This window comes from Pseudomonas sp. BRM28 (genome assembly GCF_002939405.1).
Taxonomy (GTDB): domain Bacteria; phylum Pseudomonadota; class Gammaproteobacteria; order Pseudomonadales; family Pseudomonadaceae; genus Aquipseudomonas; species Aquipseudomonas palmensis.
Genome location: NZ_PEFV01000001.1, coordinates 3974105 through 3991666, shown reverse-complemented (window position 1 = coordinate 3991666; position 17562 = coordinate 3974105). Strand labels below are relative to the sequence as shown.

Genomic DNA, 17562 nt, shown 5'->3' with positions numbered 1-17562 from the left:
GCGCCCCACGCACTGTCAGTTACGGTCATTAACTTGTAACTTTCGGTCATTGAGCCTCACTTCCAGGCGCATTACTGTCCCTCACAGATAACCGACGGGCCCCGCTGCACGCAGCGAGGCGCCCGCATTCCGTGATCAGTTCGCTGTGGAGTTCACCATGACCGCCGCTCAATACCCGCACCTGCTTGCCCCGCTGGACCTGGGCTTCACCACCCTGCGCAACCGCACCCTGATGGGCTCGATGCACACCGGCCTGGAAGAGAAACCCGGCGGTTTCGAGCGCATGGCGGCGTACTTTGCCGAGCGCGCCCGTGGTGGCGTCGGCCTGATGGTCACCGGCGGCATCGGGCCCAACGAAGAGGGCGGGGTGTACTCCGGCGCGGCCAAGCTGACAACGGCCGAAGAAGCGCAGAAGCACCGTATCGTTACCCAGGCGGTGCACGAGGCTGGCGGCAAGATCTGCATGCAGATCCTCCACGCCGGGCGCTACGCCTACAGCCCCAAGCAGGTGGCCCCCAGCGCGATCCAGGCGCCGATCAACCCGTTCAAGCCCCGCGAGCTGGACGAAGAGGGCATCGAGAAGCAGATCCAGGACTTCGTCACCTGCGCCACGCTGGCCCAGAGCGCCGAGTACGACGGCGTCGAGATCATGGGGTCCGAAGGCTACTTCATCAACCAGTTCCTGGCCGCCCACACCAACCATCGCACCGACCGCTGGGGGGGCAGCTACGAGAACCGCATGCGCCTGGCCGTGGAGATCGTGCGCCGGGTGCGCGAAGCGGTCGGCCCGAACTTCATCATCATCTTCCGCCTGTCGATGCTCGACCTGGTGGAAGGCGGCAGCAACTGGCAGGAGATCGTGCAGCTGGCCCAGGCCATCGAGCAGGCCGGCGCCACGCTGATCAACACCGGCATCGGTTGGCACGAGGCGCGGATCCCGACCATCGCCACCAAGGTGCCGCGTGCCGCGTTCAGCAAGGTCACCGCCAAGTTGCGCGGCGCGGTGCAGATCCCGCTGATCACCACCAACCGCATCAACACCCCGGAAGTCGCCGAGCAGATCCTTGCCGAAGGCGACGCCGACATGGTGTCGATGGCACGCCCGTTCCTGGCCGACCCGGACTTCGTCAACAAGGCCGCCGCCGGGCGCGGCGACGAGATCAACACCTGCATCGGCTGCAACCAGGCCTGCCTGGACCACACCTTCGGCGGCAAGCTGACCAGTTGCCTGGTCAACCCGCGGGCCTGCCATGAAACCGAACTCAACTACCTGCCGGTGGCCCAGCCCAAGCGCATTGCCGTGGTCGGCGCCGGCCCGGCCGGCCTGGCCGCCGCTACCGTGGCCGCCGAGCGTGGCCACCAGGTGACCCTGTTCGACTCGGCCAGCGAGATCGGCGGGCAGTTCAACGTGGCCAAGCGCGTGCCGGGCAAGGAGGAGTTCTTCGAGACCCTGCGCTACTTCAAGCGCAAGCTGCAGACCACCGGCGTGGAGCTGTGTCTGAACACCCGCGTCAATGTCGAGCAACTGGTGGAGGGCGGCTACGACGAGATCATCCTTGCGACCGGCATCGCGCCTCGCCTGCCGGCCATCGACGGTATCGATCACGCCAAGGTGCTGAGCTACCTGGACGTGCTGCTGGCGCGCAAGCCGGTGGGGCAGAAGGTCGCGGTGATCGGTGCCGGCGGCATCGGCTTCGATGTGTCGGAGTTCCTGGTGCACCAGGGCGTTGCCACCAGCCAGGACCGCGAGGCGTTCTGGAGGGAGTGGGGCATCGACACCCGGCTCGAAGCGCGCGGCGGCGTGGCGGGCATCCAGGCCGAGCCCCATGCTCCGGCGCGCCAGGTGTACCTGTTGCAGCGCAAGAAGACCAAGGTTGGCGACGGGCTGGGCAAGACCACCGGCTGGATCCACCGCACAGGCCTGAAGAACAAGCGGGTGCAGATGCTCAACAGCGTCGACTACCTGAAGATCGACGACGCCGGCCTGCATATCCGTATCGCCGAAGGCGAGCCGCAGGTACTGGCGGTGGACAACGTGGTGATCTGCGCCGGCCAGGACCCGCTGCGCGAGCTGCAGGATGGCCTGCTGGCCGCCGGGCAGTCGGTACACCTGATCGGCGGCGCGGACGTCGCCGCCGAGCTGGACGCCAAGCGCGCGATCAACCAGGGTTCACGCCTGGCGGCCGAGCTGTAAAGCGGTGGCGGGGGTGCGCTGGTAGACTGCGCGCTCCCGTCCTGCCGAGCCTGTTCGATGTCTGCCGCTTTCGATGACCTGCCACTGGCACCCCTGCAACCGCTGGCCCTAGGCTGGCTGGCGCGCGCCGGGGTCGAGGTGGCAGTGCTGCGTCTGGACCTCATCGACCCGCTGATCAGCGGCAACAAATGGTTCAAGCTGCAGGGGCACCTGCGCCTTGCCCATGCCCGTGGTGCCCCGGGGGTGATCAGCCTGGGCGGCGCCTATTCCAACCACCTGCATGCCCTGGCGGCGGCCGGCAAGCGCTTCGGCTTTGCCACGGCCGGGCTGTTGCGTGGGCACCCGCACAGCAACCCCACCGTGCACGACCTGCAAGCACTGGGCATGCACCTGCACTGGCTGGGGTACGCCGGTTACAGGGCGCGGCATCAGGCGGATTTCTGGCAGCCCTGGCAAGCCCTCTACCCGGCATGGCATTGCGTGCCCGAAGGCGGCGCGGGACCACTGGGCACCGAAGGCTGCGCACAGATCGTGACCCAGGCGCGGGCGCAGCTGGCGGCCGTGGGCTGGGCCGATTACGACGCCTGGTGGCTGGCGGTGGGCAGCGGTACCACGCTGGTGGGGCTGGCCCAGGCCGAAGCGGGCGCCCACCCGGTGCACGGCGCGCTGGCCGTGCCGCCGGGGCATGGGGTGGAAGGTGAGGTCGAGGTGCTGGCGCCGGGCACTTACCGCCTGCACGACGCCAGCCGGGGCGGCTTTGCCAAGGTCGACCCGGCCTTGCTGGCATTCATCCAGGCCAGCGAGGCCGAATCGGGCCTGCCACTGGAACCGCTGTACACCGGCAAGGCGTTGTTGGCCCTGCAGGAGCGTGTGCTGGCTGGCGCGTTCGTGGCCGGCACGCGGCTGATCTTCGTTCACACCGGCGGCTTGCAGGGCCGCCGCGGGTTCGCCTAGTCAGTTACCTTTTTGCGGCAGCATGCGCAGCAGGGTGTTATCGCGGACCACGTAGTGATGGTAGAGGCCGGCCAGTGCGTGCAGGCCGATCAGCCAGTAGCCCAGTGCGCCGAACCACTCGTGCCAGCCCTTGACGAACTTGGCCAGGTCGGTGTCCGGTGCTACCAGGGCGGGCAACTCCAGGCCGAAGAACGGGATCGGCTTGCCAGCCGCGCTGAGGATCACCCAGCCGGCCAGCGGCAGGCCGATCATCAGGGCGTACAGCGCCCAGTGCATCAGGTGCGCAAGACCCGTCTGCCAGGCCGGCGGCTTGGGTTCGATGCGCGGGGTGGGGTGGGTGACCTTCAGGATCAGGCGCAGCCATACCAGCACGAACACGCTCAGGCCGAGCATGAAGTGCAGGCTTTTCATCAGGTCGCGCTCGGCGCTGTCCTTGGGGAAGATGCCGCGCAGTTCGATGCAGGCGTATACCACCGCCAGCAGAATCAGCATCAGCCAGTGCAGGGCGATCGACAGGCTGCCGTAGCGTGCCTGCGTATTGGTCAGGGTCATGGTGGTTCCTCATATCGGTCAATCAGGTCAATGGCCGCGCTCTTGATGGCGCTGTGCGGATAACTCTAATCGCTTGCGCGTGCCCTGCACCTGCGCTGGGGCAAAAAAGTGTGCTAGCGGGCCTTCAGACCCTTGCCGAGCAGGTAGTCGACCAGTTGCGGGTCCTCGATACGGATGGCCAGGTCCATCAGGTCGCTCCTGTCGTCGGCCAGGCAGTAGGGTTTGTGCGGGTCGCAGTAGGTGCCGGTGCTGCTCATGCCGCGCTCGAGCAGCACGCTGAGGATGTCGTAGCTCACGTGCGGGGCGTCGGGCCCGTCGCGACCCTGGCGCGAAAGCTCGACCAGGATCGCTTCCATGGTTTCGCTGCCGGCCTCGGGCAGTGGCAGATGGCGGGCGACGGCCCGGCGCGTGGTGCTGTGCTCGGTCAGCACTGCGGCGTCGAAGGCGTCCATGTTGCTGTCGCTGCGCGTGAAGTAGGAGGTGTCGGCGCCGGCCTTGACCAGGGCGTCGATCAGCGAGGCATCGGCGCCCTGGGCGATGGCCAGCAGCAGCGGGCGTGGGTTGTGGTAGTCGCCGGCTTCCACCGGCGCGCCCTGGGCCAGCAGCCATTCGATGGTGGCAGTGGGGTGGTTGTGCTTGATGGCCGTGGACAGCAGCGATTCGGGGTAATCGCCGAGCCCGACCATGGCCGGTAGCGCGGCACGCAGGTGTTGCAGCATGGCCAGCGAGGCGTTGTTTTCGAGTGCGAGGTGAAAGGCCGTGGTATTGCGGGTGACCACACCGGGTGGATACTCGCCGGGTTGGCTGCGCGGGGCCAGCCACGTGTCCAGGTCGGTGGGCGTCGCCTGGCGCCAGAAGCTGTCGCTCAGCAGGGCGAGGTCGTTGTCCTGGTCCAGACCTGGGGCAGGCGCTGCGCTGGCATTTGCGGGCCAGACCAGGGTGACGGCGAGCGCCAGGGCGAGAAGATTGCCGGGCACGGGTGGGTTCCTTGTGCGGGTGCTGGGTGAGGGGGGGGCGAGGTTAGCAGAATGTTGTCAGCGCTGGCCCCTTCGCCGGCAAGGCCGGCTCCCACGGGGGCGTACGTTCATGTGGGGGCCGGTACAGCCAGTGCATGCTAACCCGCCAGGTTCGGCCAGGCATCGGCCACCAGAAACAAGCGTTGAGCCTCTACCCAATCCCCGCTATCCCCAGGCACCAGCCGCACCAGCAACTGCGCGGGGGCCATCGGGTCCAGCGCTTGCAGCCAGGCCTGGAACTGTTCCGTGCCCCAGGCCTGTTCCTGCGTGTACCGCGCCGGCGCCAGCCATGCCTGGCGCGGCAACGGCTGCCAGCGCCCGGGGTCGGCCTGCGCCGCAAACCGGGCCCAGTCGCGCTGATGCAGCCAGCGCCCGCGCAAGTGTTGTGGGTGCGCACCCGCCGGAGGCTGCGCCGGCCCCGGCCATGGATACAGCAGATACCCGCCCAGCCAAAGCTGAGCCGTGAAGCTGTCTATGTGCAGCGCCGCCAGTGCCTCGCGCCCCTCGGCCCGCGCCGAAATCGGCAGTTGATGGTCGTTCAGGTGCGCCAGCTTGCGGTCCAGCCGGTCATGGCAGCCAGGCCCAAGCCACTGCGCCGGGTTACGCCCGTCACCGTGCTGCGGGCCCAGGTACAGCTTGATGGCCAGCTCCAGGTGATGCACCCCGTCGCGGTCACGCAGCAGGATGTCCAGCTCGCCCAGGGTGTGCCCGCCGTCGCGGATCGGCAGGTTGGCCGCCAGCAGCTCCACCCCCGGAGCATGGCGCAACGCGAACTGCCACAGCCGCTCGTAGTACAACCCCAGGCGCCGGCTGGCGGCCTGTGCCAGCCAGGCCTGCAGGTCACGGCTGTCGTGGTCCAGCGCCAGCAGCCAGTCGCGCAGCAACGCCGGTGCGGCCACCCAGTCGCTGCCGGCCAACGGGTGGCGTTGCGGCCAGGGCGTCACTGCGAGCATGGGGGGCGCAAGGATTACCCACGCCAGGTCCCGCACCGGGGGCTGGCGCAGGCGGTTGGGCAGGTCGCAAAGGTCGGTAAAGGGCATCATCCTGCGAGCATAGCCGCCCGCCCCGGCGCCTTGTGCAAAAAACTGCGGCGTTTGCCGCTGCCCGGCGCTTTCGCCCATAATCAACGCTTTGGCCAACCGGCCCATTCAACGCCGCAGTGCCCCGCAGGAGCCCCATGGAGCAATTTCGCAATATCGGTATCATCGGCCGCCTTGGCAGTTCGCAGGTGCTCGATACCATTCGCCGACTGAAAAAATTCCTGCTCGAGCGGCACCTGCACGTGATCCTCGAGGACACAATTGCCGACGTGCTGCCCGGCCACGGCCTGCAGACCTCCTCGCGCAAGCTGCTGGGCGAGGTGTGCGACATGGTCATCGTGGTCGGCGGCGACGGCAGCCTGCTGGGCGCCGCCCGCGCACTGGCGCGCCACAACATCCCGGTACTGGGCATCAACCGCGGCAGCCTGGGGTTTCTCACCGACATTCGCCCCGACGAGCTCGAGGTCAAGGTGGCCGAAGTGCTCGACGGCCACTACCTGGTGGAGAACCGCTTCCTGCTGCAGGCCGAAGTCCGCCGCCACGGCGAGGCCATCGGCCAGGGCGACGCGCTCAACGACGTGGTGCTGCACCCTGGCAAGTCCAACCGCATGATCGAGTTCGAGATCTACATCGACGGCCAGTTCGTGTGCAGCCAGAAGGCCGACGGCCTGATCGTCGCCACACCGACCGGCTCGACCGCCTACGCGCTGTCGGCCGGCGGACCGATCATGCACCCCAAGCTCGACGCCATCGTGATCGTGCCCATGTACCCGCACACGCTTTCGGGACGCCCGATCGTGGTCGATGGCAACAGCGAGCTGAAGATCGTGGTATCGCGTGACCTGCAGCTGTACCCGCAAGTCTCGTGCGATGGCCAGAACCATTTCACCTGTGCCCCCGGCGACACCATCACGGTGAACAAGAAGCCGCAGAAGCTGCGCCTGATCCACCCGCTGGACCACAACTACTACGAGGTCTGCCGGACCAAGCTCGGCTGGGGCAGCCGTCTGGGTGGTGGAGGCGACTGATGCTCGATCCCGCGCGCAGTTACGACCTGATCGGCGATGTCCACGGCTGTGCCCACACCCTGGAGCGTCTGCTCGACGCCATGGGGTACAAGCGTCAGGGCGGGGTGTGGCGGCATGCGCAGCGTCAGGCGATCTTCCTTGGCGACATCATCGACCGCGGCCCGCGCATTCGCGAGGCCCTGCACATCGTGCACGACATGGTCGAAGCCGGTCAGGCCCACTGCATCATGGGCAACCACGAATTCAGCGCACTGGGCTGGACCACGCCGGCGCTGCCGGGCAGCGGCAAGCAGTTCGTGCGCGAGCACAACCCGCGCCATGCGCGGCTGATCGAAGAGACACTGACCCAGTTCGCCGACCACCCCCACGACTGGCACGACTTTCTCGGCTGGTTCTACGAGCTGCCGCTGTTCATCGATGCCGGACGCTTTCGCGTGGTACATGCCTGCTGGGACGCGCGCCTGATCGAGCCGCTGCGCCAGCAGCATCCGGACGGGCGCATCGACGAGCATTTCGTGCAGGCCTCGGCCGTGGCCGGCAGCTTTGCCCACACCGTGTGCAACCGGCTGCTGCGCGGCACCGACATGCGCCTGCCCGACGGCCTCACCCTGACCGGCGGCGACGGCCTGACCCGCGCATTCTTTCGCACCAAGTTCTGGGAGGAAGACCCGCAGACCTACGGCGATATCGTGTTCCAGCCCGATGCGCTGCCGGCCGAAGTGGCCAATGCGCCGCTCAGTCGCAGCCAGAAGAACGCGCTGCTGCGCTACGGTGACGACGAGCCGCTGCTGTTCGTCGGCCATTACTGGCGCAGCGGCCGGCCCGCACCCATCCGCGCCAACCTGGCGTGCCTGGACTACAGTGCGGTGCTCTACGGGAAGCTGGTGGCCTATCGGCTGGATGATGAAACCCGCATCGACCCGCACAAGTTCGTATGGGTGGATGTCGAACGGCCGGAGGCCAGTCAATGAGTGCGGCAATGGTGATGCGCCTGCCCCTGAGCGTCGACCTCAGCGGCTTTGTCGAGCTGCTCAAGCGCCTGCAGGTGCCGCACCGGGTCTCGGAGGAGGGCGAGGAGCAGGTACTGTGGACCGCCGACTACCTGGTGGAAGATGTTCGCCAGCTGTACCAGCGCTTTCCGGAGGGCAATGCCGATGTGCAACTGCCGCCCCTGGCGCAGCCCCCGGCCTCACCGCGCCCGAGCCTGGCCGCGCAGGCGAAGGCCAGCAAGGCCACTGCAGCGGTGTTGCTGCTGTGCGTGGTGGTGGCGGCACTGACCGGCCTGGGCGACAACTTCGCCACCTTGAGCTGGCTGACCTTCCTGGATTTTCGCGTGCAGGGCGACTACCTGTATTTCACCCCGTTGCTGACCAGCCTCGATGCAGGCCAGTGGTGGCGCCTGTTCAGCCCGATGCTGGTGCACTTCGGCATCCTGCACCTGGCCATGAACGGCCTGTGGTACTGGGAGCTGGGGCGGCGCATCGAGCTGCGTCAGGGCACCCTGGCCTTGCTGTCGCTGACCCTGCTGTTCAGCCTGGTGTCGAACGTGGCGCAGTTCGTGTTCGGCGGGCCCAGCCTGTTCGGCGGCTTGTCCGGGGTGCTGTACGGCCTGCTCGGGCACATCTGGCTGTACCAGTGGCTGGCGCCGAACCCGGTGTATCGCATGCCGCGTGGCGTGCTGGTGATGATGCTGGTATGGCTGCTGCTGTGCCTGTCCGGGCTGATCACCCTGCTCGGCTTCGGCGCGATCGCCAACGCCGCCCACGTGGGTGGGCTGTTGGTCGGCTGCCTCAGCGGGCTCTTGGGCGGGGCACTGGCTCGGCGTAAACTGTCAGCTTGATTTTTGGAGACGCTATGTCCACTTTTGCGCAAATGATCGAAAACATCACCCCGGAGATCTACGCCAGCCTGAAACTGGCCGTGGAAATCGGCAAATGGTCCGATGGGCGCAAGCTCACCGCCGAGCAGAAGGAGCTGTCGTTGCAGGCCGTGATCGCCTGGGAGATGCAGAACCTGCCCGAAGACCAGCGTACCGGCTACATGGGCCCGCAGGAATGCGCCTCCAAGTCCGCGCCGGTGCCCAACATCCTGTTCAAGTCGGACGCGATCCATTGATCGAACTCGGCCGTGGTTCCATCAGCAAGATGACGGCGCGCCTCGAGCAGCCGGTCGTGCAATACGCGTTTCGCCTGGGCGACGTCGAAGTGCCGGTCAACCCCCTGCTGGGCAAGACCGTGCGTCTCGAATACCTGGGCGCGATCCACTGTACCCACTGCGGGCGCAAGACCAAGACCAGCTTCAGCCAGGGTTACTGCTACCCGTGCATGACCAGGCTGGCGCAATGCGACACCTGCATCATGAGCCCCGAGCGCTGCCACTACGAGCACGGCACCTGCCGTGACCCGGCCTGGGGCGAGCAGTTCTGCATGACCGACCACGTGGTGTACCTGGCCAACTCGTCGGGTATCAAGGTCGGCATCACCCGCGCCACCCAACTGCCCACGCGCTGGCTCGACCAGGGCGCCAGCCAGGCCCTGCCGATCGTGCGGGTGGCCACCCGGCAGCAGTCCGGGCTGGTCGAGGACCTGTTCCGCAGCCAGGTGGCCGACCGCACCAACTGGCGCGCACTGCTCAAGGGCAACGCCGAGGCGGTCGACCTGGTGGCCGTGCGCGAGCAGTTGTTCGACAGCTGCAGTGAAGGTTTCAAGGGCCTGCAGGACCGCTTCGGCCTGCAGGCGATCCAGCCGCTGACCGACGTCGAGCCGATTGAAATCCGCTACCCGGTAGAGGCGTACCCGAGCAAGATCGTGAGCTTCAACCTGGACAAGAACCCTGTCGCCGAAGGCACCCTGCTGGGGATCAAGGGCCAGTACCTGATTTTCGATACCGGCGTGATCAATATTCGCAAGTACACGGCCTACCAGCTGGCCGTGCATCAGTAAAAGGACCGCCACATGCGTACCGAACAGCCGCAAGTGATCTACCTCAAGGACTATCAGGCACCCGAGTACCTGATCGACGAGACGCACCTGACCTTCGAACTGTTCGAGGACCACAGCCTGGTCCACGCGCAGCTGGTCATGCGCCGCAACCCGGCGCGCGGTGCCGGCCTGCCGGCGCTGGTGCTCGACGGCCAGCAGCTGGAACTGCTCAGCGTGGCGCTGGACAACCAGCCGCTGGGCGCTGACGACTACCAGCTCGACGACAGCCACCTGACCCTGCAGCCCACTGCCGAGCGCTTCACCCTGGACACCAGCGTGAAGATCCACCCCGAGACCAACACCGCGCTCGAGGGCCTGTACAAGTCCGGCGGCATGTTCTGCACCCAGTGCGAGGCCGAGGGCTTTCGCAAGATCACCTACTACCTCGACCGCCCGGACGTGATGAGCACCTTCACCACCACGGTGATCGCCGAGCAGCATCGCTACCCGGTCCTGCTGTCCAACGGCAACCCCATCGGCAGCGGGCCGCAGCAGGACGGTCGGCACTGGGCCACCTGGGAAGACCCGTTCAAGAAACCGGCCTACCTGTTCGCACTGGTGGCCGGCGACCTGTGGTGCGTCGAAGACACCTTCACCCGCCAGTCGGGGCGCGACGTGACCCTGCGCATCTATGTCGAGCCGGAGAACATCGACAAGTGCCAGCACGCCATGGTCAGCCTGAAGAAATCCATGCGCTGGGACGAAGAGGTGTATGGCCGCGAATACGACCTGGACATCTTCATGATCGTGGCGGTCAACGACTTCAACATGGGCGCCATGGAGAACAAGGGCCTCAACATCTTCAACTCCAGCTGCGTGCTGGCGCGTGCCGAGACCGCCACCGATGCCGCGCACCAGCGGGTCGAGGCGGTGGTGGCCCACGAGTACTTCCACAACTGGTCGGGCAACCGCGTGACCTGCCGCGACTGGTTCCAGCTGTCGCTCAAGGAAGGCTTCACGGTGTTCCGCGATTCCGAGTTCAGCGCCGACATGAACTCGCGCACGGTCAAGCGCATCGAGGACGTGGCCTACCTGCGTACCCACCAGTTCGCCGAAGACGCCGGCCCCATGGCCCACGCCGTGCGCCCGGACAGCTTCATCGAGATTTCCAACTTCTACACCCTGACCGTGTACGAGAAGGGCTCGGAAGTGGTGCGCATGGTGCACACGCTGCTGGGTGCCGAGGGCTTTCGCAAGGGCAGCGACCTGTACTTCGAACGCCATGACGGCCAGGCCGTGACCTGCGACGACTTCATCAAGGCCATGGAAGACGCCAACGGCGTCGACCTGACCCAGTTCAAGCGCTGGTACAGCCAGGCCGGCACGCCGCGCCTGAACGTCAGCGAGGCGTACGACGCCGCTGCCCAGACCTACAGTCTGACCTTCAGCCAGAGCTGCCCGGCAACCCCGGACAAGGTCGAGAAGCAGCCGTTCGTGATCCCGGTCGAACTGGGCCTGCTCGATGCCCAGGGCAACGACATTGCCCTGCGCCTGCAAGGCGAAACGCAGGCGGGCGCGACCACGCGGGTGCTGTCGGTGACCGAGGCCGAGCAGACCTTCACCTTCGTCGACGTGGCCGCCAGGCCGTTGCCGTCGCTGCTGCGCGGCTTCAGTGCGCCGGTCAAGCTGAGCTTCCCGTACGACCGCGACCAACTCATGTTCCTGATGCAGCACGACAGCGATGGCTTCAATCGCTGGGAAGCCGGCCAGCAACTGTCGGTTCAGGTCTTGCAGGAACTGATCGCGCAGCATCAGCGCGGTGAAGCCCTGGTGCTCGATCAGCGCCTGGTCACTGCCCTGGGCAGCGTGCTGGCCAACGAGGCACTCGACCAGGCCATGGTCGCCGAAATGCTCTCGCTGCCGAGTGAGGCCTACCTCACCGAAATCAGCGAAGTGGCCGATGTGGACGCGATTCACGCGGCCCGCGACTTTGCCCGCCAGCAACTGGCCGAGCAACTGTTCGACGGGCTGTGGGCGCGCTACCAGGCCAACCGTGCGGTCTCGCGCGAAACCGCCTATGTGGCCGAGGCCGAGCACTTTGCCCGGCGCAGCCTGCAGAACATCGCGCTGTCGTACCTGATGCTCACGGGCCGGGCGCAGGTGCTGGAGGCGACGCTCGAGCAGTTCGAGGCGTGCGACAACATGACCGAACGCCTGACCGCACTGGCCGTGCTGGTCAATTCGCCGTTCCAGGACGAGCGCGCCAGGGCACTGCAAAGTTTTGCCGAGCACTTCAAGGACAACCCGCTGGTGATGGACCAGTGGTTCAGCGTGCAGGCGGGCAGCCCGTTGCCGGGCGGCCTGGCGCGAGTGCGGGCGTTGATGGAGCACCCGGCGTTCACCCTGAAGAACCCGAACAAGGTGCGCGCTTTGATCGGTGCGTTCGCCGGGCAGAACCTGGTCAACTTCCACGCGGCCGATGGCTCGGGTTATCGCTTCCTGGCGGACCTGGTGATCGAACTGAACGGCTTCAACCCGCAGATCGCCTCGCGCCAGCTGGCGCCGCTGACCCGCTGGCGCAAGTACGATGCCGCGCGCCAGGCGCTGATGAAGGCCGAGCTGGAGCGCATCCGCGGCTCGGGCGGGCTGTCCAGCGATGTGTTCGAGGTGGTGAGCAAGAGCCTGGCCTGAGGTTGAGGGCAGGTTGAACAGGGGGCTGGCCTTTTCGGGGCAGCCCCCTTTTTTATGATGAAGGTGCGGGCGAACAACGCGACATCCACGATCCAGAGGCCGCGCTTAACAAAACATAACGCGTTGTACGTTGTCATCCATTTCCAAAGCCTGCTAGCTTGAGGCCAGCATTCGCGGGGCTCTAGATTGCCGCTTCCAGCCCCGCCAGTAGCACCGAATAACAATAATGTGGGAGAGGACTATGAATGTATTCACGGCCAGCGTCTTGCTGAGCCTGGGCCTGGGGCTGTTCGCCGCAACCGCCGGGGCTGCCGATGACGGCCCGACACCGCAGACGGTGTATTCACAGACCTCGAACAAGGCCTCCCACAGCCTGCTGATCGACATCGCCAAGGCCGGGCCGCGCCTGGTGGCGGTGGGCGAACGCGGGCATATCCTCTTCTCCGACGACCAGGGCCAGAGCTGGACCCAGGCCCGCGTCCCCAGCCGCCAACTGCTCACTGCCGTGTACTTCGCCGATGCCAAGCACGGCTGGGCGGTGGGCCATGATGCGCAGATCCTCGCCAGCAGCGACGGCGGCGCCACCTGGAGCAAACAGTTCGAAGACCCGTCCCGCGAATCCCCGCTGCTGGATGTCTGGTTCCAGGACACCCGGCACGGGCTGGCCGTGGGGGCCTATGGCAGCCTGTTCGAAACCACCGACGGCGGCGCGCACTGGCAGGACGTCGCAGAGCGCCTCGACAACCCCGATCAGTACCACCTCAATGGCATCGCTGCCGTGAAGGACGCGGGCCTGTTCATCGTGGGCGAGCAGGGCAGCATGTTCCGCTCCCGCGATGCCGGGCAGACCTGGGAACACCTCGACGGCCCCTACGAGGGCTCGCTGTTCGGAGCGATCGGTACCGCCCGCGCCGATACCCTGCTGGTCTACGGCCTGCGCGGCAACCTGTACCGCTCCAGCGATTTCGGCAGCACCTGGCAGGCCATCGCGCTCCAGGGCGAGCGCGGTGCGCTCGAATTCGGCCTGGCAAGCGCTACGCTACTCGAAGACGGCAGCCTGGTGCTGGTGGGCAACGGCGGCAGCGTGTTGCGCAGCACCGATGACGGCCAGAGCTTCAGCGTGTTCAACCGGCCCGACCGTATCGCCCTTTCGGGCGTGAGCGGCCAGGCCGATGGGCAGCTGATCCTGGTCGGCCAGGGCGGGGCACGCCTGGCTACCGCCACCGGCGCCGCGAGGGCGCAACCATGAGCAGTCAGGAGTCGTTCAACATGCAGCACAACCAGGACAAGGCGAGCCTGCTCGAGCGCCTGATATTCAACAACCGCCCGGCGGTGATCGGCATCTGTGTGCTGGTGAGCCTGTTCCTGTTCTGGCAGGCCATGCTGATTCGCCCGTCCACCAGCTTCGAGAAGATGATTCCGCTGGAGCATCCGTTCATCCAGAACATGATCGAGCACCGCAACGACCTGGCCAACCTGGGCAACACCGTGCGGATCTCGGTGGAGGCCAAGGACGGTGACATCTTCAGCAAGGCATACATGGAGACCCTGCGCCAGATCCACGACGAGGTGTTCTACATTCCTGGCGTCGATCGTTCGGCGCTCAAGTCGCTGTGGAGCCCCAGCGTGCGCTGGACCGAGGTGACCGAGGAGGGCTTCGCCGGTGGCGAGGTGATCCCGCAGACCTACGACGGTTCGCCCGACAGCCTGGAGCAACTGCGCAACAACGTGCTCAAGTCCGGTCAGGTCGGCCGGCTGGTGGCCAACAACTTCAAGTCGAGCATCGTCGATGTGCCGCTGCTCGAATCCTACCCCGACCCCAACGACCCGGGGCGCCAGATCAAGCTCGACTACCAGGCGTTCTCGCACCAGCTCGAAGACCTGATCCGCAACAAGTTCGAGGCGCAGAACCCCAACGTCAAGATCCACATCGTGGGCTTTGCCAAGAAGGTCGGCGACCTGATCGACGGCCTGATGATGGTGGTGATGTTCTTCGGCATCGCCCTGGTGATCACCTGGGTGCTGCTGTACTGGTTCACCTGGTGCATCCGCAGCACCATTGCCGTGCTCATCACCACCCTGGTGGCGGTGGTGTGGCAACTGGGGCTGATGCACGCGGTGGGCTTCGGGCTCGACCCGTATTCGATGCTGGTGCCGTTCCTGATCTTCGCCATCGGCATCTCCCACGGGGTGCAGAAGATCAACGGCATCGCCTTGCAGTCCAGCGAGGCCGAGAACGCGCTGACTGCGGCGCGGCGTACCTTCCGCCAGCTGTTCCTGCCGGGCATGATCGCCATCCTGGCCGATGCGGTGGGCTTCATCACCTTGCTGATCATCGACATCGGGGTCATCCGTGAACTGGCCATCGGTGCCTCGATCGGCGTGGCGGTGATCGTGTTCACCAACCTGATCCTGCTGCCGGTGGCGATCTCCTATGTGGGCATCAGCAAGAAGGCCATCGAACGCAGCAAGAAGGATGCAACCCGCGAGCATCCGTTCTGGCGCCTGCTGTCCAGCTTCGCCAGCCCCAAGGTGGCGCCGGTGTCGGTGCTGCTGGCGCTGGCGATGTTCGGTGGCGGCCTGTGGTACAGCCAGAACCTGAAGATCGGCGACCTCGACCAGGGTGCGCCGGAGCTGCGTCCGGATTCGCGCTACAACAAGGACAACGCCTTCATCATCGACAACTACTCCACCAGCTCCGACGTGCTGGTGGTGATGGTCAAGACCCCGACCGAAGGCTGCTCGGTGTACAAGACCATGGCGCCGGTCGACGAGCTGATGTGGAAGATGGAGAACACCCCCGGGGTGCAGTCGGCGATCTCGCTGGTGACCGTGTCCAAGCAGATGATCAAGGGCATGAACGAGGGCAACCTGAAATGGGAAAGCCTGTCGCGCAACCCGGACATCCTCAACACCTCGGTGTCGCGTGCCGAGGGCCTGTACAACGCCGACTGTTCGCTGGCGCCGGTGCTGGTGTTCCTCAACGACCACAAGGCCGAGACCCTCGACCGCGTGGTGGATGCGGTCAAGGCATTCGCTGCCGAGCATGACCAGGAGGGCCTGGAGTTCCTGCTGGCGGCGGGCAACGCAGGGATCGAGGCGGCCACCAACGAGGTGATCCGGTCGGCCGAGCTGACCATCCTGATCCTGGTGTACCTGTGCGTGGCGGTGATGTGCATGATCACCTTCCGCTCGTTTGCTGCCACCCTGTGCATCGTGCTGCCGCTGGTGCTGACCTCGGTGCTGGGCAACGCGCTGATGGCGTTCATGGGCATCGGCGTCAAGGTCGCGACCTTGCCGGTGGTGGCGCTGGGCGTGGGCATCGGCGTGGACTACGGGATCTACATCTACAGCCGCCTGGAGAGCTTCCTGCGCGCCGGCCTGCCGTTGCAGGAGGCCTACTACCAGACGCTGCGCTCCACCGGCAAGGCGGTGCTGTTCACCGGGTTGTGCCTGGCGATCGGGGTGTGCACCTGGATCTTCTCGGCCATCAAGTTCCAGGCCGACATGGGCCTGATGCTGACCTTCATGCTGCTGTGGAACATGTTCGGCGCGCTGTGGCTGTTGCCGGCGCTGGCACGCTTCCTGATCAAGCCGGAGAAGATGGCGGGCACCCAGAGCAAGTCGATTTTCGCGCACTGACACACTGCGTCGTTTTCATCGCGGGTCAAGCCCGCTCCCACAATGGCTACCGCGGTCCTTGTGGGAGCGGGCTTGACCCGCGATGCTTTTAAGGTTGGGGTATCATGCGTGTTTAATCAGGGATACCCCCCATGACCACCCTTGCCCAAGCCCTTGAATCCTGCGACATGCTGTTGATCGATGGCCTGCACGCATTCGACTTCACCTTCGACGATACGGGCCTGCGCATCGAATTGATGGACGGCCGTGCGTTGAAGAAATGGCAGTTCAGCCCCGAGCAGATCGGCAACGCGACGCTTGCCGGCGAGCACTGGCAGCTCAGCGACGACACGGGCGAGCATCAACTAGTCTGCATGAGTGCCTTGCGCGCTTCTGAAGAGGACGACGATGAAACGCCAGCTGATGTCCCTGCTGACCGCTAGTGCCATGGCACTGACGCTCAACGCCCACGGCCATGAACTGCTGGTGGGCACCCATGACGGGATCTACCGCTACCGCTTCGACAGCCAGCGCGGCCAGCTCGACCCCACGCCCCTGCAAGTGCTCAGAAGCAGCAACCCGTCCTGGCTGACGCTGTCGCCGGACCGGCGCAACGTGTTCGCGGTGAACGAGAACGGTGACGGCCAGGGCCAGGTCAGCAGCTTTGCCCGGGCGCATGACAGCGGTGAACTGAGCCTGTCGAGCCAGGTGTCCAGCGACGGTGACGAACCGACCCACTCGAGCCTGAGCCTGGATGGGCGTTATCTGTTCGTGGCCAACTACGGCGTCAAGCCTGAGCCGGGCGGCAGCCTCAGCGTGTTGCCGGTCGCCGCCGATGGCCGTTTGTCGGCGTCGGTGCAGCAGGTGCGCCATGTGGCCAGCGGGGTGAACCCCGAGCGCCAGGCCGGGCCGCATGTGCATTCGGTGGTGCCGTCCCCGGACGGGCGATACCTGTTTGCCAGCGACCTTGGCGCCGACCAGGTGATCGGCTACCGCTACCAGCCCCAGACCCCGACCCGGCCACTGGGCGCGGCAACCCCGGTCGTCCTGCCGCCGGGCAGCGGGCCGCGTCACCTGGCGTTCGGTCCAAACGGCAAGCATGCCTACCTGACCCTGGAGATGAGTGCACAGCTGGTGGTGTTCGACTACCACGACGGCACGCTGAGCCAGCGCCAGATCCTGCCGTTGACCGAACAGGCCGATGCCGCGGCCAAGGCGGCCAGCGCGGTGCATGTGTCCGCCGACGGGCGCTTCGTGTACGTGAGCAACCGCGGCACCCGCAACGAACTGATCGTGTTCGCCATCGACCGTCAGGATGGCAGCCTGCGCCAGGTGCAGCGCCGTTCGGTGGAGGGTGATCACCCGCGCGAGTTCACCCTGGACCCGACCGGGGGCTACGTGCTGGTCGGCAACCAGCAGAGCAACCAGATCGTGGTGATCCGGCGCGATGCGCAGACCGGCCTGCTGGGCGAGGTGGTGCAGACGCTGGCACTGCAATCGCCTTCGGACCTCAAGTTCGTCGACTGAACTATCAATCGCCTTGAT

At 66.0% G+C, this 17562-nt stretch carries 15 protein-coding genes; 12 read left to right on the top strand and 3 right to left on the bottom strand.

Translation table 11 applies throughout. From position 1 onward, the window contains the following. The first annotated feature begins 157 nt into the window (after positions 1-157). Together CR917_RS18800 and CR917_RS18795 are read left to right on the top strand one after the other, a co-directional pair. Positions 158-2194 carry an NADPH-dependent 2,4-dienoyl-CoA reductase gene (locus tag CR917_RS18800; RefSeq protein ID WP_054916686.1) on the top strand — a complete coding sequence of 679 codons (2037 nt, stop codon included), beginning with the start codon at positions 158-160 and terminating at the stop codon, positions 2192-2194. Positions 2195-2251: 57 nt separating this feature from the next. Continuing rightward, the gene (locus tag CR917_RS18795) at positions 2252-3148 is read left to right on the top strand and encodes a 1-aminocyclopropane-1-carboxylate deaminase/D-cysteine desulfhydrase (RefSeq protein WP_054916685.1); all 897 of its coding nucleotides are present in this window, start codon (positions 2252-2254) and stop codon (positions 3146-3148) included. On the opposite strand, the gene cybB is transcribed toward CR917_RS18795, so the two are convergent. The 3 genes from cybB to CR917_RS18780 all read right to left on the bottom strand — a co-directional run bounded on the left by cybB (position 3149) and on the right by CR917_RS18780 (position 5759). After that, entirely contained in the window at positions 3149-3700 is a 552-nt protein-coding gene (gene cybB / locus CR917_RS18790) for a cytochrome b561 (RefSeq protein ID WP_104572787.1), read from the bottom strand. It lies immediately after the preceding gene. Between the two features lie 113 nt (positions 3701-3813). Then, positions 3814-4677, bottom strand: a complete 864-nt coding sequence (locus CR917_RS18785) for a hypothetical protein (protein ID WP_104572786.1) — start codon at positions 4675-4677, stop codon at positions 3814-3816. A gap of 137 nt (positions 4678-4814) precedes the next feature. Next, positions 4815-5759 carry a DUF1853 family protein gene (locus tag CR917_RS18780; RefSeq protein ID WP_100633405.1) on the bottom strand — a complete coding sequence of 315 codons (945 nt, stop codon included), beginning with the start codon at positions 5757-5759 and terminating at the stop codon, positions 4815-4817. 134 nt (positions 5760-5893) lie between these two features. Between CR917_RS18780 and CR917_RS18775 the strand changes: the two genes are divergently transcribed. The 10 genes from CR917_RS18775 (at position 5894) to CR917_RS18730 (ending at position 17544) form a co-directional block, all read left to right on the top strand. Then, the gene (locus CR917_RS18775) at positions 5894-6784 is read left to right on the top strand and encodes an NAD(+) kinase (RefSeq protein ID WP_043864641.1); all 891 of its coding nucleotides are present in this window, start codon (positions 5894-5896) and stop codon (positions 6782-6784) included. Further along, a complete protein-coding gene (locus tag CR917_RS18770; RefSeq protein WP_173925093.1) occupies positions 6781-7755 on the top strand; it encodes a metallophosphoesterase in 975 nt (324 codons plus the stop codon). Before CR917_RS18775 ends, CR917_RS18770 begins: the two co-directional genes overlap by 4 nt. After that, positions 7752-8624 (top strand): rhomboid family intramembrane serine protease, encoded by an 873-nt coding sequence (locus CR917_RS18765; RefSeq protein ID WP_054916682.1) that lies wholly within the window; start codon positions 7752-7754, stop codon positions 8622-8624. The genes CR917_RS18770 and CR917_RS18765 overlap by 4 nt, the downstream gene beginning before the upstream one ends. A 14-nt stretch (positions 8625-8638) precedes the next feature. Beyond that, positions 8639-8899: a YeaC family protein gene (locus CR917_RS18760; RefSeq protein WP_054916681.1), complete on the top strand. Its 261-nt coding sequence runs from the start codon at positions 8639-8641 to the stop codon at positions 8897-8899. Then, a complete protein-coding gene (locus tag CR917_RS18755; protein ID WP_058541350.1) occupies positions 8896-9726 on the top strand; it encodes a DUF2797 domain-containing protein in 831 nt (276 codons plus the stop codon). The genes CR917_RS18760 and CR917_RS18755 overlap by 4 nt, the downstream gene beginning before the upstream one ends. A 12-nt stretch (positions 9727-9738) precedes the next feature. Continuing rightward, positions 9739-12396: an aminopeptidase N gene (pepN, locus tag CR917_RS18750; RefSeq protein WP_104572785.1), complete on the top strand. Its 2658-nt coding sequence runs from the start codon at positions 9739-9741 to the stop codon at positions 12394-12396. Between the two features lie 241 nt (positions 12397-12637). Continuing rightward, entirely contained in the window at positions 12638-13645 is a 1008-nt protein-coding gene (locus tag CR917_RS18745) for a YCF48-related protein (RefSeq protein WP_229590342.1), read from the top strand. Further along, positions 13642-16038: an RND family transporter gene (locus tag CR917_RS18740; RefSeq protein WP_043864634.1), complete on the top strand. Its 2397-nt coding sequence runs from the start codon at positions 13642-13644 to the stop codon at positions 16036-16038. Before CR917_RS18745 ends, CR917_RS18740 begins: the two co-directional genes overlap by 4 nt. Before the next feature lie 131 nt (positions 16039-16169). Next, a complete protein-coding gene (locus tag CR917_RS18735) occupies positions 16170-16460 on the top strand; it encodes a DUF5629 family protein (RefSeq protein WP_058541348.1) in 291 nt (96 codons plus the stop codon). Further along, positions 16426-17544 (top strand): lactonase family protein, encoded by a 1119-nt coding sequence (locus tag CR917_RS18730; RefSeq protein WP_100633147.1) that lies wholly within the window; start codon positions 16426-16428, stop codon positions 17542-17544. Before CR917_RS18735 ends, CR917_RS18730 begins: the two co-directional genes overlap by 35 nt. Positions 17545-17562: the final 18 nt, after the last annotated feature.

What these genes read in the sequence shown, in the direction of transcription:
- CR917_RS18800 (WP_054916686.1), top strand. Translation starts at nt 158, where the DNA reads ATGACCGCCGCTCAATACCCGCACCTGCTTGCCCCGCTGGACCTGGGC.
- CR917_RS18795 (WP_054916685.1), top strand. Translation starts at nt 2,252, where the DNA reads ATGTCTGCCGCTTTCGATGACCTGCCACTGGCACCCCTGCAACCGCTG.
- cybB (WP_104572787.1), bottom strand. Translation starts at nt 3,700, where the DNA reads ATGACCCTGACCAATACGCAGGCACGCTACGGCAGCCTGTCGATCGCC.
- CR917_RS18780 (WP_100633405.1), bottom strand. Translation starts at nt 5,759, where the DNA reads ATGATGCCCTTTACCGACCTTTGCGACCTGCCCAACCGCCTGCGCCAG.
- CR917_RS18775 (WP_043864641.1), top strand. Translation starts at nt 5,894, where the DNA reads ATGGAGCAATTTCGCAATATCGGTATCATCGGCCGCCTTGGCAGTTCG.
- CR917_RS18765 (WP_054916682.1), top strand. Translation starts at nt 7,752, where the DNA reads ATGAGTGCGGCAATGGTGATGCGCCTGCCCCTGAGCGTCGACCTCAGC.
- CR917_RS18760 (WP_054916681.1), top strand. Translation starts at nt 8,639, where the DNA reads ATGTCCACTTTTGCGCAAATGATCGAAAACATCACCCCGGAGATCTAC.
- pepN (WP_104572785.1), top strand. Translation starts at nt 9,739, where the DNA reads ATGCGTACCGAACAGCCGCAAGTGATCTACCTCAAGGACTATCAGGCA.
- CR917_RS18745 (WP_229590342.1), top strand. Translation starts at nt 12,638, where the DNA reads ATGAATGTATTCACGGCCAGCGTCTTGCTGAGCCTGGGCCTGGGGCTG.
- CR917_RS18740 (WP_043864634.1), top strand. Translation starts at nt 13,642, where the DNA reads ATGAGCAGTCAGGAGTCGTTCAACATGCAGCACAACCAGGACAAGGCG.
- CR917_RS18735 (WP_058541348.1), top strand. Translation starts at nt 16,170, where the DNA reads ATGACCACCCTTGCCCAAGCCCTTGAATCCTGCGACATGCTGTTGATC.
- CR917_RS18730 (WP_100633147.1), top strand. Translation starts at nt 16,426, where the DNA reads ATGAAACGCCAGCTGATGTCCCTGCTGACCGCTAGTGCCATGGCACTG.